We start from the raw sequence: 15,876 nt of genomic DNA, 5'->3' as shown, positions 1-15,876 counted from the left end.
GGAGTCAAAACGTGAACTGGCTAGAAGTTAACAATACCTATCAGTATCGAGAGTGGCGTTTTGTTAAGCAGATCATGTTTTAGCATTAACGGATGAAAAATCAACCTTTCGAGGGGTGCCTCTACACCAGGCAGCAAAAAGGGGTCCGCAGACCCCTTATTTTCAGCTGAGCTTAAACTGTCTGACCACACTGGAGAGCTGATCTTTGGCAGCGGCCAGTGCCGCGGTGCTGCCGAGTGTCGCCTTACCACTCTGATTCAGCTCTTCCACCATTTCGCGAATGACACTGAGGTTGCGGGTAATCTCTTCAGAAACCGAGCTCTGCTCTTCGGCAGCCGTGGCTATCTGGCTACTGAGGCCATTGATATCAAATACATGCTCGGTCAGCCCCTGCAAACTTTCGGCCACCAGAGTCGTGGTATCGGCCGTTGCCTGACAGCTCTGGCGGGTACGATTCATGGCATTCACCGCCGAATCTGCTCCCTGACGCAGCTGTTCCAACATATTGTTGATCTCTGAAGTGCTGGCCTGGGTGCGTGCCGCCAACGCCCTGACTTCGTCTGCCACTACGGCAAAGCCACGTCCCTGCTCACCGGCTCGGGCCGCTTCGATGGCCGCATTCAGCGCCAGCAGGTTGGTTTGCTCGGCAATCTCACCTATCACATCCAGCACACCGGCAATTCTACGGGTGCTTTCATCCATCTCGGCAATGGTCTGGGAGGCACTGTCGACTTCGCTGACCAGCGCCATCACATTGTTGGAAGCCTGTTCGACCGCCTGACGGGACTCATCCCCTTGAGCTCTGGCCTTATCGGTCAACTGTGCGGCGGAGGCAGCATCGTTGGCAACCCCTTGAGCGGTAGCGCTCATCTCTTCAACCGCGGTGACAACCTGGTCGGTTTCCAAGGCGTGGGCCTGCAATGCCGCCGAGTTGGACTCAGACTGCACATTGAGCTCACCGACCTGCTGCGCCATATGTTCCGAGGCTTGGGCGATTTCACGGATCATGACTTGTAATCTGTCGCTGAGCTGATCCAGATCGGCCGCCAGAGTGCAGAGTTCATTCTTGCCCTGGATCCCTATCTTGTGGGTCAGGTCGCCGACCGCCAGCTTGGCGACAGATTGTTGGATCCGGCTGACAATGGCCACCAGATGGCGGCTCATAAGGAGTGCCATCAGCAAGGAAGCCACTATGGCAAACAGGATCAGACCGAGCAGAATAGCTTCGGCATTATCCACCTCGGAAACCGTCATCTGCCCCAATTCCTGGTTACGCTCGGTTATCTGCGCCACCAGCAGATTGATCTCGGCACTCACCTCAGGGCCCAGATCTCGTCTTACCGGAGTGAGAACCGGCTCTGTGCCGGTTCGCTCGGCCAGCGCCAGCTCATCGAAGTAGAGACGGGTGTATCTGTCGATTCCGGGTTTGAGAACGGCGATTCGCGCACCACCATTCTTCATAAAGGCTGTGTCGAATTTACTCAGGCGGGCTATCAGGTCATGCACTCTGTCTTGATGCTGGCGTACCCCTTGAGTGTTGTGCACCAGGGAAGCCAGTCGCAGTTGATAGAACTCTTCGCGGATCCCGGCGAAAGTCTCGGTCAGATTGTTGTTGTTCACCAGACGTTCGCTGACGTCATTGAGTTGGAAAAAAGCACGATAAGCAAAGATGCCGATCACTATAAGTAGCACACTGGACAGCAAAGACGGCAGCATGGATAACACACTGGTTCTGGTATTGTTGATCATGATGGTATCTGATTGAATGAAGAAAAAGACGCGTAACTTTGTTACGTTTGTAGAACCATTTTACATATTGGTGATTAAATAAGCAATCCATCATAATGTCATTAAAAATTGAAATAACTCTTAATAAACATGATGTTGTTTTATTTGAATTGTATTTTTTACACTTTGGAAGTCAAATCGTTAACTATTTTACGGATCAAGTCAGAAATTTTGTTACAAAAACAGTTAAACAGCAGAAGAATTAAGCTAAGGATTAAAATAATTTAATGATTAAAAACAGTTAATTAATGCCAATCACTCAAGAAAATGGCACTTTGACCACCTATTTAGAGGTATAAGTGCCATAAATAAAATAATCACCGCTTTATTTTTCATTATTGATAAAAAAAGCCGTGTCGACTGACACGGCTTTTCTGCAAAGGGCTGGCCTCAGTCTCTGTATTTCAGAGTACCGTTGGCCTTGATCTCGTCATACCACAGGTTGTGGTGCTGAGTTGCCCAGTTTTCATCACAGTAACCGGAAACCATACACTCCATACCACCTTCAGACATAACAGTTGCCATGAAGATATGCACTATGGAGAAGGCACAGATGATGATGGCACTGATTGAGTGCAACACCAGAGCTATCAGGCTCAGGGTACGGCTGGGTTCAAACAGGTTGGGGAACAGCAGCAGCATGCCTGAGGCAGAGATGATCAGCCCAAAGAAGGCAAAGGCCCAGAACCACATCTTCTCACCGGCGTTGGCAAAGCCGGCATCAGGGTGTTTGCCCTTGAAAGGACCGAAGTTGATGTACCCGCCCACGACCATAAACCACTTGACGTCATACATCTTGGGTAACTGGTTCTTGGCCCACAACAGAGTCATCAGCGCCCAGCCGAACATGAAGGGAATCGCCATCACGTCGTGCACTTGCTTGGCACCATTGACCATGGATGCCCAGAAGCCTTCACCCAGATAAGGCTGGAAGAAGAAACGCCCGGCCAACAGCACCAAGCCGGTGAGGATCAGCAGCAAGCAGGGAATCGCCCCCAGCCAGTGAATGCTCACATCAAACTTGGACCAACGATGTACCATCTTGCCGGAGAAACCATGGTGCAGTTTGGAAATACCGTTAACCATGATAAACAGGGCAAAAATGATGATCATGCCGAACAGGGCCAGCATCAACCCGGGGGCCAGCCAGTCGCTGCGCAGTTCCAGTACCCGCAGATCATAGGTGTTGATCGGCTGGTTGTGGAACTGGCTCTGGGACGTGGTGTAACCCGTTGCCCCATCCTTGAGTTGTGCCCAGATCTGGGCGTCGCTCGCTTGTGGTTCCACAGGTGCATCAGCACCATTGGCAAAGCAAACCGCACTGAACAAGAGCGCAATAGCCAAGCCTATGTGTTTGAACCATTTGTTCATATTAACCTCTCTCACCGACCCGGTAGTACCGGGTCGGATATTCGTGCCGTCTGTTACTTCCAGGCGCCGTTTTCGGCACCGCGATAAGCCACACGCTCGCGGTAGATGCCGGAAACCACTTCCGCATCACCGGCCAGCAGGGCCTTGGTTGCACAGAGTTCGGCACACATAGGCAGCTTGCCTTCTGCAATACGGTTGGCACCGTATTTCTGACGCTCGGCATCCGAATGGTTTTCTTCAGGACCACCGGCACAGAAGGTACATTTGTCCATCTTGCCACGGGAGCCGAAGGCACCTGATTTCGGGAACTGAGGTGCGCCGAATGGGCAAGCATAGAGACAGTAACCACAACCGATACAGGTATCTTTGTTGTGCAGCACTATGCCATCTTCGGTGCGGTAGAAGCAGTTGGCAGGACATACGGCCATACAAGGCGCGTCGCTGCAATGCATACAAGCCACAGAGATAGAGGCCTCGCCGGGCTGACCATCTTTGATGGTCACTACACGGCGACGTTGGATACCCCACTCGAGAGCGGAGTCGTTTTCGTTTTTACAAGCGGTGACACAGCCATTACATTCAATGCAGCGCTTGGTATCACACAGAAATTTCATTGTAGCCATAGTGGCAATTCTCCTCGCTTAAGCTGCACTTATGCTTTGACGATCTGACAAAGCGACGCCTTGGTTTCCTGCATCTGAGTCACTGGGTCATAACCATAGGTCAGCGCAGTGTTACAGGATTCACCCAATACGTAAGGCACTGTGCCTTCCGGATAGTTGGGTTCCAGGCTCTCGCCGTGCATGATCCCGGCAAAGTGGTAAGGCATCCAGGTCACACCAGGTTTAACCCTTGGGGTCACCATGGCTTGAACCAGAATTCGGCCGCCTTCGGCGCCTTCCAGCCATACCTTCTCACCGTCACGGATACCGCGGTCGGCAGCATCACCAGGGTTGATCTCAACGAACATCTCCTGCTGCAGCTCGGCCAGCCATGGGTTGGAACGTGATTCTTCACCACCACCCTCGTATTCCACCAGACGACCGGAAGTCAGTACCAGTGGGTACTTGCCACTGACATCTTTCTCCTGAATAGACTTGTACAGAGTCGGCAGACGATGTACCTGCATGTCGTCATAAGTTGGGTACTTGGCTACCAGATCGCGACGGGCTGTGTACAGCGGCTCGCGGTGTACTGGCACCTGATCAGGGAAGGTCCACACGATACAACGGGCCTTGGCGTTACCGAATGGGATACAACCGTGCTTGATGGCAACCCGGACAATACCGCCTGAAAGGTCGGTCTTCCAGTTCTTACCTTCGGCTTCGGCTTTCTCTTCAGCAGTCAGCTCGTCCCACCAGCCCAATTGCTTGAGCAGCTTGTCGGAGAACTCAGGATAACCGTCCTGGATTTCAGCACCTTTGGAGAAGGAGCCTTCGGCCAGCAGGTTCTTGCCTTGATATTCCACACCGTAACGGGCACGGAAGTTACCGCCACCGTCTTTGACGTGCTTGCTTGTGTTATAGAGGATCTGGGTACCTGGATGCTTCATCTCAGGTGTACCCCAACATGGCCAAGGCAGACCATAGGTTTCGCCCTTGCATGGCCCACCTTCGGCTTCCAGAGTCTTGTTGGAGAAAGTGCCCCAATTCATTGTGTGTTGCTTCAAACGCTCAGGGCTTTGGCCGGACATACCGATAGTCCACATACCGCGGTTGATTTCGCGAGTGATGTCTTCGATCAGAGGCAGACCATTCTCTTTCTTGATACGCTTGGTGTACTGCTCGGCGAAGCCCAGTTTCTGTGCCAGACGATACATGATTTCGATATCTGTCTTGGACTCAAACAGCGGCTCGATAACCTGCTCACGCCATTGGATAGAACGGCCTGAGTTGGAGATGGAACCACGGGTCTCAAACTGAGTCGCGGCAGGCAGCAGGTAAACGCCATCCTTACGACGGTGCATAACACCGGCCATAGTTGGGAATGGGTCAACAACAACGACTGTATCCATCTTGTCCAGTGCATCACGCACGTCACGCTGACGGGTTTCAGTGTTGACAGACTGACCCCAGAAGAAGGCCAGGCGCACGTTGTCTTTCTGTGCCAGCTTCTGCTTGTCTTCCAACACACCGTCGTGCCAACGGGAACAAGGAATACCCGGAGTCGTCATAGGTTCGCGGCCCAGGTAGGTACCCTGGTCGAAGCGGCTCTTCATCCACTCCATATCCAGATCCCATACGTGGGTCCAGTGTTGCCATGCCGCAGAGGTCAGGCCGTAGTAACCTGGCAGGTTATCGAACAGCAGACCCAGGTCGGTAGCGCCCTGTACGTTATCGTGACCACGGAAGATGTTGGTACCACCACCGGAAACACCCATGTTACCCAGAGCCAACTGCAGGATACAGTAAGCACGGGTGTTGGCATTACCTACGTGGTGCTGGGTACCACCCATACACCAAACCACAGTGCCTGGACGGTTATCGGCCATCATCTTGGCGGCCTGGTACAGGTACTCTTCGCTACAGCCAGTGATGTTGGCCACTTCTTTAGGTGGGAACTTCTTGGCTTCTGCACGGATGGTTTCCATCTCGAACACACGTTCTTTGATGAAAGTCTTGTCTTCCCAGCCGTTTTCGAAGATATGCCACAACATACCGTAGATAAACGGAATGTCGGTACCCGGACGGATAGAGCAATGCAGATCGGCATGAGCCGCGGTGCGGGAGAAACGTGGATCAACCACGATCAGCTTGGCATTGTTCTTCTCTTTGGCGATCAGAATGTGCTGCATGGAAACAGGGTGTGCTTCTGCAGGGTTGGCACCAATGAAGAAGATGGCGCGGGCATTCTGAATGTCGTTGAAAGAGTTGGTTTGCGCACCATAGCCCCAGGTGTTGGCCACACCGGCTACAGTGGTAGAGTGACAAATACGGGCAGAGTGGTCGACGTTGTTGGTACCCCACATGGCGGCCAGCTTACGATACATGTAGCAGCCTTCGTTGGAGAACTTGGCACTACCCATAAAGTAAACAGAATCCGGACCAGATTCCTGGCGGATCTTCAGCATCTTGTCACCAACTTCGTTGATGGCCTGATCCCAGCTGATACGCTTCCACTTACCGCCTTCAAGCTTCATTGGATACTTGAGACGCTTCTCACCATGGCCGTGCTCGCGCAGTGCAGCACCTTTGGCACAGTGACCACCGGCGTTGAATGGGTGATCGAAGGCAGGCTCCTGACCAGTCCAAACACCGTTTTGTACTTCGGCATACAGACCACAACCTACGGCACAGGCACTACAAATAGTACGCTTGACTTCGATAGGCGCATCATGAGGTACATCTTTGGCTTCGGCACGACGCATCATGCCGGCACCCAGCATAGAGGCGGCAGCGATACCACCGGCAGTAATACCGGCATTCTTCATAAACTGACGACGGCTGATCCCCAGTTTTGGTTTGTCAGCCTTAGGGGCGACATTGGATGTGCGAGTTAACTTCATCGCTTGAGATCTCCTGGATTAGCTACGCAGGCTGTTGTAATAGCTGCGGATATGCGCTGTTTCGTGATAGCCCTTTTTTGCGGACTTCGCTTCAACAGGCTCATTGGCCTGAGCGGCGCTCACCCCTGTAGCAGCAATCGCGGCACCCGCGGCACTGCCTATGGTGATAGCCTTCAGCAGGGATCTGCGGTTCAGATCTGGCTTCTGGTCTTTCATCTTCGCTCCTGATAATTTTCACCCGCGTTGCGGGTGACACGACTCTCTTTTGTGCACTCCAGCCTATTAACAACTCAAGCTGCGCTTATGTACAAAAAAGGTAAAAATTCCGTTACATATGAATAGAGTCCTTCTATAAGCGTGGGCAATATAAGGCTTTGCAACTGGATGGATTTTGATCTGGGACAGTTTGAATGTAAGCCCCATGGGAACGGCTGTTCAAAGCGTTAACTGCTTCAAACTTTCAATAAAAGGAAAATAGCGAAAGTATCAGTGACGCGCGGATTTTGAAGTAAACAATGTTAAAAAACAGATCATAAAAAAACACCCCGGCAGGCCGGGGTGTTTGCAGTCTTTAATCAGCTCAGGGGCTCAATTATCTCGATATTTGAGCGTACCGTTGGCTTTGATTTCGTCATACCAAACATTGTGATGCTGCATCGCCCAGTTCTCATCACAGTAACCGGACTTCATACACTCCATACCGCCCTCGGACAGTACGGTTGCCATCCAGATATGCACTATGGTGAAGGCGATAATGAGCGTGGCACTGACACCATGCACCAACAACGCCGCCATTGAGGCTTCACGGGGCAAACCCAGGTTGGGCAACACCATCATGATGCCGGAAATGCTGATAAACAGACCGAAAATGGCCAGGGTCCAGAACCACATCTTCTCACCGGCGTTGGCAAAGCCCGAATCCGGGTGCTTACCCTTGAAGGGGCCGAAGTTGATGTAGCCACCCACCAGCATGAACCACTTGAGGTCATAGCTCTTGAACAGCTGATCCGGCATCCATTTCACCACCAGTACCGCCCAGGAGGCGATAAACAGTGGCCCGACCCAATCGTGGATCGTCTTGGAGCCATAGATCAGTGCCGCCCAAATATCGCCACTGACATAGGGTTGCAGCACATGCTTGCCCAACATGATGTTGAGTCCGGTGAAGATCAGGATAAGACAGCTGATCGCCACTACCCAGTGGATGATCAGGTCCGCCTTACTCCAGCGGAACACCAACTTGCCGGAAAAACCATGGTGCAGCTTGGATGGTCCATTCACCAGGTAAAAGAGCACGAACGCCCCAAACACACCGACTACGGCAATCGCCATAATGGGTGTCAGGTACTGATTGCGCAGCTCCTTGCCCTGATTACCGGCCACGTTGATCAGCACGCCGGTTTCAACCCCCTTGGCAGTGGTATAGCCGGATTCACCGGATTTTACCGCGCGCCAAAGATCGGCCTCACTGGTTTGCGCCTGCGCCTGTTGCTGGCTCGACTGTTCATCGGCGGCCATGGCTGTGGAAGCAAACCCCAGCCCGGCAACCAATACCAGCAGAGCGAACAGACTGCGCAGTGATTTGATTAACATAGTCACTCCTCGTCAGGGTGGGCCTTAGCCCACCCCCGCTCTGTCTCAGTTGATCTCACCGGTCTTGGGATTGTAGCCCCAAATCACATTGGGGTTACCCCTGGCGGCCATCCGCTCACGATAGATGTTGGATACCACTTCCGCGTCACCGGCCAGCAGTGCCTTGGTGGAGCAAAGCTCGGCACACATAGGCAACTTACCTTCGGCGATACGGTTGGCACCGTACTTCTTACGCTCAGCTTCAGAGAAGTTTTCCTCTGGACCACCGGCACAGAAAGTACACTTATCCATCTTGCCGCGACTGCCGAAGGCGGTCTTTTTCGGGAACTGAGGCGCCCCGAAAGGACAGGCATAGAAGCAGTAGCCACAACCGATACAGGTATCTTTGTTATGCAGCACTATGCCATCGTCAGTACGGTAGAAGCAGTCTGCAGGACAAACGGCCATACAAGGCGCGTCGGTACAATGCATACAGGCAACTGAAATGGACGCTTCACCGGGCTGACCATCATTGATGGTCACCACGCGGCGACGCTGGATACCCCACTCGAGCGCGGAGTCGTTTTCGTTTTTACAGGCTGTGACGCAACCGTTACACTCGATGCAGCGCTTGGTGTCACATAAGAATTTCATGACTGCCATAATGGCTTATCTCCTCATCAAGTACGGTTAGGCTTTGGTGATCTGGCACAGGCTGGATTTGGTTTCCTGCATCTGTGTCACCACATCATAGCCGTAAGTCAGAACCGTGTTGGCCGATTCACCCTGAACGTAAGGTACAGTACCTTCCGGATAGTTCTTCACCAGGCTCTCGCCTTCGAAGATACCGGCGAAGTGGTACGGCATGAAACATTCACCGTTGATCACCCTTGGCGTTACCATGGCCTTGACCTTGATCTTGGCGCCTTCTGGGCTGTGTACCCAAACATCGTCGCCATCGCGTAGACCGCGGTCGGCTGCATCGCCTGGGCTGATCTCGATAAACATCTCCTGCTGCAACTCGGCCAGCCAGGGGTTGGAACGGGTTTCTTCACCGCCGCCTTCATATTCCACCAGACGACCAGAGGTCAGTGCCAGCGGGAAGTCTTTGGCGAAGTCTTTGTCCTGAATTGACTTGTACAGGGTCGGCAGACGCGCCACCATACGGTCTTCGTAGGTGGGGTACTTGGCGACCAGGTCACGACGAGGCGTGTACAGAGGTTCACGGTGCAACGGAATGTCGTCCGGGAAGTTCCATACGATACAACGAGCCTTGGCGTTACCATAAGGGATACAGCCGTGAGCTATGGCCACACGCTGAATACCACCGGAAATATCGGTTTTCCAGTTTTTGCCTTCGGCGTGTTTCTTCTCTTCTTCGGTCAGGTCATCCCACCAACCCAGCTGCTTGAGCATCTTGTCGGTAAACTCAGGGTAACCATCCTGAATCTCACTGCCTTTGGAGAAGGAACCTTCGGCAAGTATGTTGTTGCCATTGTGCTCAACACCGTAACGGGCACGGAAGTTACCACCGCCGTAGCGGACTTCACGGTCGGTACGATAGAGGATTTGGGTACCTGGATGTTTCATCTCAGGCGTGCCCCAACATGGCCATGGCAGACCATAAGTTTCACCCTTGGCTGGGCCGCCGGGTGCTTCGAGGGTATCAAAGTCGAAGGTACCCCAGTTTTCCTGGTGCATCTTCAGACGCTCAGGGCTCTGACCTGTGTAACCTATGGTCCACATACCGCGGTTGAACTCGCGGGTGACATCTTCAACCAGCGGTTCTTCACCGTTGACCTTGATGTGCTTACAGAACTCTTTCTCAACGCCCCACTTCTTGGCCAGCTTATACATGATCACATGGTCAGGCAGCGATTCGAACAGAGGGTCGATGACCTGAGAACGCCACTGCAGTGAACGGTTGGAAGCTGACACAGAACCATAGGTTTCGAACTGAGTCGCTGCCGGCAGCAGGTAAACGCCATCTTTACGCTGGTGCATAACACCGGCCATGGTTGGGAATGGGTCAACGACTACCACAGTGTCCATCTTGTTCAGTGCTTCACGCACCTCACGGCCACGGGTTTCGGTGTTGACAGACTGACCCCAGAAGAAGGCCAGACGGATATTGTCTTTCTGGGCAATCTTGTTCTTGTCTTCCAGCACACCGTCGTGCCAGCGGGAACAAGGGATACCGGCTGAAGTCTGTGGCTTCTGGCCCAGATACTCGCCTTGGTCGAAACGGCTGCTGACCCAGGCAGGATCCAGATCCCACACATTGCTCCAGTGCGCCCAGGCGCCGGAAGTCAGACCATAGTAACCAGGCAGGTTATCGAACAGCAGACCAAAGTCAGTGGCGCCCTGTACGTTGTCGTGACCACGGAAGATGTTGGTACCACCACCGGAAACACCCATGTTACCCAGAGCCAACTGCAGGATACAGTAAGCACGGGTATTGGCGTTACCTACGTGGTGCTGAGTACCACCCATACACCAAACGATAGTGCCGGGCTTGTGCTCGGCCATCATCTTGGCGACGCGACGCATCTGAGCTTCACCGACACCGGCAACATGCTCAACCTCGGCAGGGTTGTACTTCTTCACCTCTTCGCGGATACGTTCCATGCCGTACACACGCTGATCGATAAAGCTCTGATCTTCCCAGCCGTTTTCGAAGATATGCCACAGCAGACCGTAGATGAAAGGAATGTCGGTACCGGGACGGATATGCACGTACTCGTCAGACTTGGCTGCAGTACGGGTGAAACGTGGATCAACCACTATGACTTTGGCACCGCGCTCTTTACCTACCAGAATGTGTTGCATCGCCACAGGGTGAGCTTCACTGGGGTTGGAGCCGATAAACAGCATGCACTTGGCATTGTGCATATCGTTGAAGGAGTTGGTTTGCGCACCATAGCCCCAGGTGTTGGCCACACCGGCTACAGTGGTAGAGTGACAAATACGCGCCGAGTGGTCGACGTTGTTGGTGCCCCACATGGCTGCGAGTTTGCGGTACAGGTAAGACTGTTCGTTGGAGAACTTGGCACTACCCATGAAGTACACAGAGTCAGGGCCGGATTCTTCGCGGATCTTCAGCATCTTGTCGCCGACTTCATTGATAGCCTGCTCCCAGCTGAGACGCTTCCACTTACCGCCTTCGAGTTTCATTGGATACTTGAGACGTTTCTCACCATGGCCGTGCTCACGCAGTGACGCACCCTTGGCACAGTGACCACCACGGTTGAATGGATGGTCCACGGCAGGCTCCTGCCCGGTCCAAACACCGTTTTGCACTTCGGCGTAGATACCACAACCTACTGAGCAGTGAGAGCAGATAGTACGCTTCACTTCAGTGGGTGCATCGTGAGGAACATCTTTGGCTTCGGCTTTACGCATCATTCCTGCGCCCAGCATAGATGCTGCGGCAATCCCACCGGTAGCCAAACCGGCAGACTTAAGGAACTGACGACGATTCAGACCCAGAGCGGGCTTTTCAGCCACTGCGACCTGGTCTGTTTTGCGGGTTAATCGCATCACACACTCTCCTTATCGTTATTTGTTACGCAGTGAGGCGTAATAATTGCGCACATGGTCAGTCTCACGGTAGCCCTCACCCTTTGGCACTTCTGGTGCTTCAGGCTTGGCCGCCAAGGCTTGACCACTGACAGTCGCAACCGCGCCTGCCGCACTGCCGATCGCCAATGCCTTGAGCAGTTGACGACGACCCATGTCGGAAGCTTGCTTCTTCATAGTGTCTCCTCGTGTTGAAGGTAGACGGGGGAAACTCCCCCGCATGCTTTAGCCCGTGTTGCCACGGGCAAATTCTCAGGCCAACTCGCTGGCCTTGGGCTGGATCTGTACCGCTGGGGTTTCCACCACGGGCGTGCTCAGCACCAGCTGTTCAAACTCATTGATTTCGGTTTCAAAGAAGGCCCGGCCGAGTTGTGCCACCACGGCGTAAAACGCGGCGGAGGGACAACGGGACAAGGTATCAAAGAAACGTATGATCCAGCTGCCGATATGGCGGCGGTAGAAGGCCAGTTGCTGGTGGGCCGGAGCCTCCAGCAGCAATACGCTCATCACCTCGCACAAGGCGGCAACATGATCTTCCGGCTCCTTGACGTTTTCTTCGCGCTCGAAGCCCAGCTGCATCAGATCCTGACGCAGCAAAGCCAAGGGCTTGTCCATCAGCGAACCTGTCATAAACCAGCTGCCATAGGGCAGGATTTCCCCCGAGCCCACGCCGAGGAAGATGTTGAAATACTCATCTTCCAACTGGTTACTGTCGAACTGGACGGCCGCCAACTTGAGCGCCAACCAGGCCTTGGTCATATCACTGTCGTCATTGGCGTCGACTTCGAGGTCGCCAAGAAAACTCAGCAATTCCGGGCTGGGGTGGCGCCTCAGCAGCGCCGCCAGCAGCTGATAGATATCTGCTCTAAGCTGATCGTTTTCTGATACTTCTCTTACTGTTTCGGTCATAGCGGATCTCTTATCTCAGTTGCTTTTCCGGATCCTGGAGTATGTCTTCAAACATATCCTTAACCCGGCAATCACCACACATCTTCAAACGCTCAATGTTGGCGCTGAAGGCGCTGTGGCTTCCGACCATATCCAGCATCCGGTGCACCATAGACTGGGTCGCGAACGGCGCTCCACAACGAATACATTCGAACGGAGCTTCTTCTTTCAGGATCCGGTGCTGCTGCCGTGCAGCCTTATCCAGATTGACCTGAGGAGTCAGGCTGATCACCTTCTCCGGACAGGCGGCCTCACACAGACCACACTGCACACAATCCTGCTCGACAAAATACAGTGCCGGAGTGTCACCACCGTCGGTCAGCGCCTGGGTAGGACAGGTCGCGACACAAGACATACACAAGGTGCACTTGTCGGCATTGATATTCACCAAGCCATAAGGAACATTGCCCATGGCAAGTTGGGTATCAACATTAGCAGCCTGCTCATTGAGGTGATCGATAGCGGCATACAGCTGGGTGCGCTTGTTACCCTCAGTGAGCGCCGCAGGCACTATCACAGGCCAGTCCAGACTTACATCCAGTATAGGCCAGAGATTGGCAAGCTCGGCTTCGTCGATAACCCGAATCCTTTGTGGCTGCCCCATCTCATCCAAAATGGCATTGGCCAATCCCAGTTCACCCTTGAGCATCTGAGTCAGAGTCGGTGCTGTGGCACTGGTGTTGAGGATCAACACCTGGCGCGCACCCCAGGCCAAAGAAGCCATCCAATGATCCATGCTGGCAACCGTGACTTCTTCAAGTGCTACCGGCAGAACCTCGCCCGGCAACTCGTCGTTGATCAGGGCGCCGCCCTGTCCCATGTCATGAAACAGCACCACAGGCGCGGTTTGGGCCTGCTCGCGGAAGCGGGAAATCAACTTGTTCAGGTATGAATGCAGCGCCTGAGGGGTTGGCTGGTCGTAGGCAATGGCCCCGGTTGGACAGGCATTGGTACAGCTGCCGGCGCCGTGGCACAGATAGGGGTCTATCTCAATCTGCTTGGCCACGCTCTTGATAGCATCGGCCGGACAGAAGTTGAGGCAGCGGTTACAACCATTATTGCCGTTGCGATTGTGGGCACAGAGATCGGCGTTGACCTTGACATAGCGAGGCTTGTCAAACTGGCCGATCATCTGGGGCAACTCTTGCAAGGCTTCGGCCAGTTTCTGCGGGTCCTGACCCACATAGAAATAGCCGGGCGGCAGCATTTCCAGCTGAATTTGCGGCTCGCGGCTCAGGTCGAGGATCAGATCAAAATGCGGCTTGCGCAGTGCAACCACACTGAGCTCGGCGGCGCCATTGTCATGTTCGACACTCACCTGGAATTGACCGAGGAAGCCTTTGATACCAATCAGCTTGTTGTAGTAGCTCTCGACATCTTCGGCGGCAGCCATTACGGCTTCGAGATGGGCCTCTTCCTGGCTGGTGATAGGCTCGTTGGCCAAGACCACTCTACCGGCCATGGCAGACAGTTTGTCTGCCGCCAGCCGAGCCAGATCCTCGGGGCCTATTACCAGGACATTCCCCTCTGTGGTGTAACTTACGGTCGGCGGGATCAGGTTTTGCAGAATCTGAGTCTGCTGGCTGACCTCACGACGCACCTGCCGCAGCGCTTGCTGGGCGGGATTATTGCTCACACTATTGTTCACTTTGCGTTCCTGAACAGTTTATGGCGGTGGCCGTATTCTTTATCTTGCTGCTTTTATTATTGATTTACAGCTTGCTATAGCCTGAACACAGCAATTCACATACCAAAATTATGGGCATTAAAGGCTGTTAAACTGACGTCAAACAACCGGCTTATGAGTTTCGGCCACTGCATCTGTGGCATTTTGGGCCTCTGCAGTCACATCCCCGTCCAAATTGTCCGTTGGCGACTGTGGCGCAGATTGTTCGGCCAACTGTGGCGTGTCGGCCTCGGCATCCCCTAGGGAAGCATCGGTTTCGGCCAGGGCTTCCTCAGCCTCTTCCGGCTCCTCTTTTTCCAGTACGTGACGGAAAACTTTCTTGGCCAATTCAGCCGAAGCTTCAGCGGTTAGCTTGGGTTGATTGCTGTAATCGAGTGCGTACTCGAGTAAGCCGTCGATTTCATTGAAGTGAGGTTGTTTCCAAAGGGTACGCAGTGCGGCGGTCTTGACTGCCGGGTCGACATTCTTGGCCATAAAGCTGGCGAAACTACCGCCAACCTCGATACCGCTGGGGTCGGGCAAGTCTTCGGCAGTCAACAGTTTTTCTTCCTGCAACTCAGTCTCTGGCTGAGTTTCGAGCACAGCCTGAGTTTCCGGCTCTGCCTCTGCAACAACTTCCGCTTCTTGCAGCGGTTCATCGATAGGGGTTTCACCGTCCAGAACTTGCTGCTTACGCAGTGCCCAGCGGCTGAGGAATCCACTCTTTTCGGCCATCAGTGCCTCCGAATGTTGTCTTCGGCCAATTCCTTGCGGCGGTTAACATGTTTACGTCTGTGGGCGGTGATTTCCACTTCACCGTGGCGGGTAATGAAGGCTTCAATCCAGCAGGCAATCGCCTCCGGCATCGGCATGTTCAGTACCGGGGTATCCCCTTCGAGACAACCGGCTGCGACATTTTGGTCGGCGGAGATGGCGGCTGGGATCCAGTTGCCCTCGACATCTTCGTCGCAAACTATGTAAAGCATGGGATTGTCCATATCCAGATTAAGGCGGTAACTGGCACGCTCATCACGAAACAACTCCAGCAGGACCAGCTTGGCTCCCGGAGGCGCCTCATGGGTGGCGGGCACGATTTGGTCCAGCTCCCAGCTGATGGATGTCCAACGACCGACCTGTTTCTCCACTTTTTTCAGTGAAACGTACATGGGCCATACGCTTTCGGAATGTTGCATACTGACTCTCCCTCCCGATGGGATTATTTTCGGGCATAAGTAAGATCCCCAAGACTTTGCAATTTTAGTGCCAGTTGCCATTTGAGAAATAAGTTTGAACTTGATCATCTATTTAAGGCTAAAAATAGGACATTTTGTCCAATATGCAATCTGGTTTGGGACATTCATGACCTGAGTGCCGCCGGCGCTTGCTGCGGATCACGCATTTTGCAGCCTGAATCCTGTGACGGTATAAATATTGCTATGCTGTGGCC

13 protein-coding genes are annotated in these 15,876 nt (G+C 53.5%); all 13 read right to left on the bottom strand.

Annotation, left to right across the window (positions count from 1 at the left end; all coding sequences use genetic code 11):
- Positions 1-162 precede the first annotated feature (162 nt).
- The 13 genes from ACWAU4_RS00785 to ACWAU4_RS00725 all read right to left on the bottom strand — a co-directional run bounded on the left by ACWAU4_RS00785 (position 163) and on the right by ACWAU4_RS00725 (position 15,622).
- On the bottom strand, positions 163-1,749 hold the full coding sequence (locus tag ACWAU4_RS00785) for a methyl-accepting chemotaxis protein (RefSeq protein WP_025010616.1): 1,587 nt from the start codon (positions 1,747-1,749) through the stop codon (positions 163-165).
- A 429-nt stretch (positions 1,750-2,178) separates the two neighbouring features.
- Positions 2,179-3,159, bottom strand: a complete 981-nt coding sequence (locus tag ACWAU4_RS00780) for a formate dehydrogenase subunit gamma (protein ID WP_044733397.1) — start codon at positions 3,157-3,159, stop codon at positions 2,179-2,181.
- Between the two features lie 53 nt (positions 3,160-3,212).
- Positions 3,213-3,782 (bottom strand): formate dehydrogenase FDH3 subunit beta, encoded by a 570-nt coding sequence (gene fdh3B / locus ACWAU4_RS00775; protein ID WP_025010615.1) that lies wholly within the window; start codon positions 3,780-3,782, stop codon positions 3,213-3,215.
- Between the two features lie 29 nt (positions 3,783-3,811).
- On the bottom strand, positions 3,812-6,664 hold the full coding sequence (locus tag ACWAU4_RS00770) for a molybdopterin-dependent oxidoreductase (protein WP_025889567.1): 2,853 nt from the start codon (positions 6,662-6,664) through the stop codon (positions 3,812-3,814).
- 18 nt (positions 6,665-6,682) lie between these two features.
- Positions 6,683-6,880, bottom strand: coding sequence for a twin-arginine translocation signal domain-containing protein (locus ACWAU4_RS00765; protein WP_025010614.1), 198 nt, complete (start codon positions 6,878-6,880; stop codon positions 6,683-6,685).
- Between the two features lie 372 nt (positions 6,881-7,252).
- Positions 7,253-8,257 carry a formate dehydrogenase subunit gamma gene (locus ACWAU4_RS00760; RefSeq protein ID WP_454290412.1) on the bottom strand — a complete coding sequence of 335 codons (1,005 nt, stop codon included), beginning with the start codon at positions 8,255-8,257 and terminating at the stop codon, positions 7,253-7,255.
- A gap of 45 nt (positions 8,258-8,302) precedes the next feature.
- Positions 8,303-8,899 (bottom strand): formate dehydrogenase FDH3 subunit beta, encoded by a 597-nt coding sequence (gene fdh3B, locus ACWAU4_RS00755; RefSeq protein ID WP_025010613.1) that lies wholly within the window; start codon positions 8,897-8,899, stop codon positions 8,303-8,305.
- A gap of 27 nt (positions 8,900-8,926) precedes the next feature.
- Positions 8,927-11,776: a molybdopterin-dependent oxidoreductase gene (locus ACWAU4_RS00750; RefSeq protein WP_044733399.1), complete on the bottom strand. Its 2,850-nt coding sequence runs from the start codon at positions 11,774-11,776 to the stop codon at positions 8,927-8,929.
- Between the two features lie 18 nt (positions 11,777-11,794).
- Positions 11,795-11,992, bottom strand: a complete 198-nt coding sequence (locus ACWAU4_RS00745; RefSeq protein ID WP_025010612.1) for a twin-arginine translocation signal domain-containing protein — start codon at positions 11,990-11,992, stop codon at positions 11,795-11,797.
- Positions 11,993-12,067: 75 nt separating this feature from the next.
- Positions 12,068-12,724: a TorD/DmsD family molecular chaperone gene (locus ACWAU4_RS00740; RefSeq protein ID WP_025889566.1), complete on the bottom strand. Its 657-nt coding sequence runs from the start codon at positions 12,722-12,724 to the stop codon at positions 12,068-12,070.
- A gap of 10 nt (positions 12,725-12,734) precedes the next feature.
- A complete protein-coding gene (locus ACWAU4_RS00735) occupies positions 12,735-14,399 on the bottom strand; it encodes a 4Fe-4S binding protein (RefSeq protein ID WP_208136419.1) in 1,665 nt (554 codons plus the stop codon).
- Between the two features lie 150 nt (positions 14,400-14,549).
- Positions 14,550-15,164, bottom strand: coding sequence for a DUF3306 domain-containing protein (locus tag ACWAU4_RS00730; protein ID WP_025010610.1), 615 nt, complete (start codon positions 15,162-15,164; stop codon positions 14,550-14,552).
- Positions 15,164-15,622, bottom strand: coding sequence for a DUF3305 domain-containing protein (locus ACWAU4_RS00725; protein ID WP_025010609.1), 459 nt, complete (start codon positions 15,620-15,622; stop codon positions 15,164-15,166). Before ACWAU4_RS00725 ends, ACWAU4_RS00730 begins: the two co-directional genes overlap by 1 nt.
- Positions 15,623-15,876: the final 254 nt, after the last annotated feature.

The organism is Shewanella sp. FeAMO (assembly GCF_053653955.1).
This window is presented reverse-complemented; position numbering and strand designations above follow the sequence as displayed.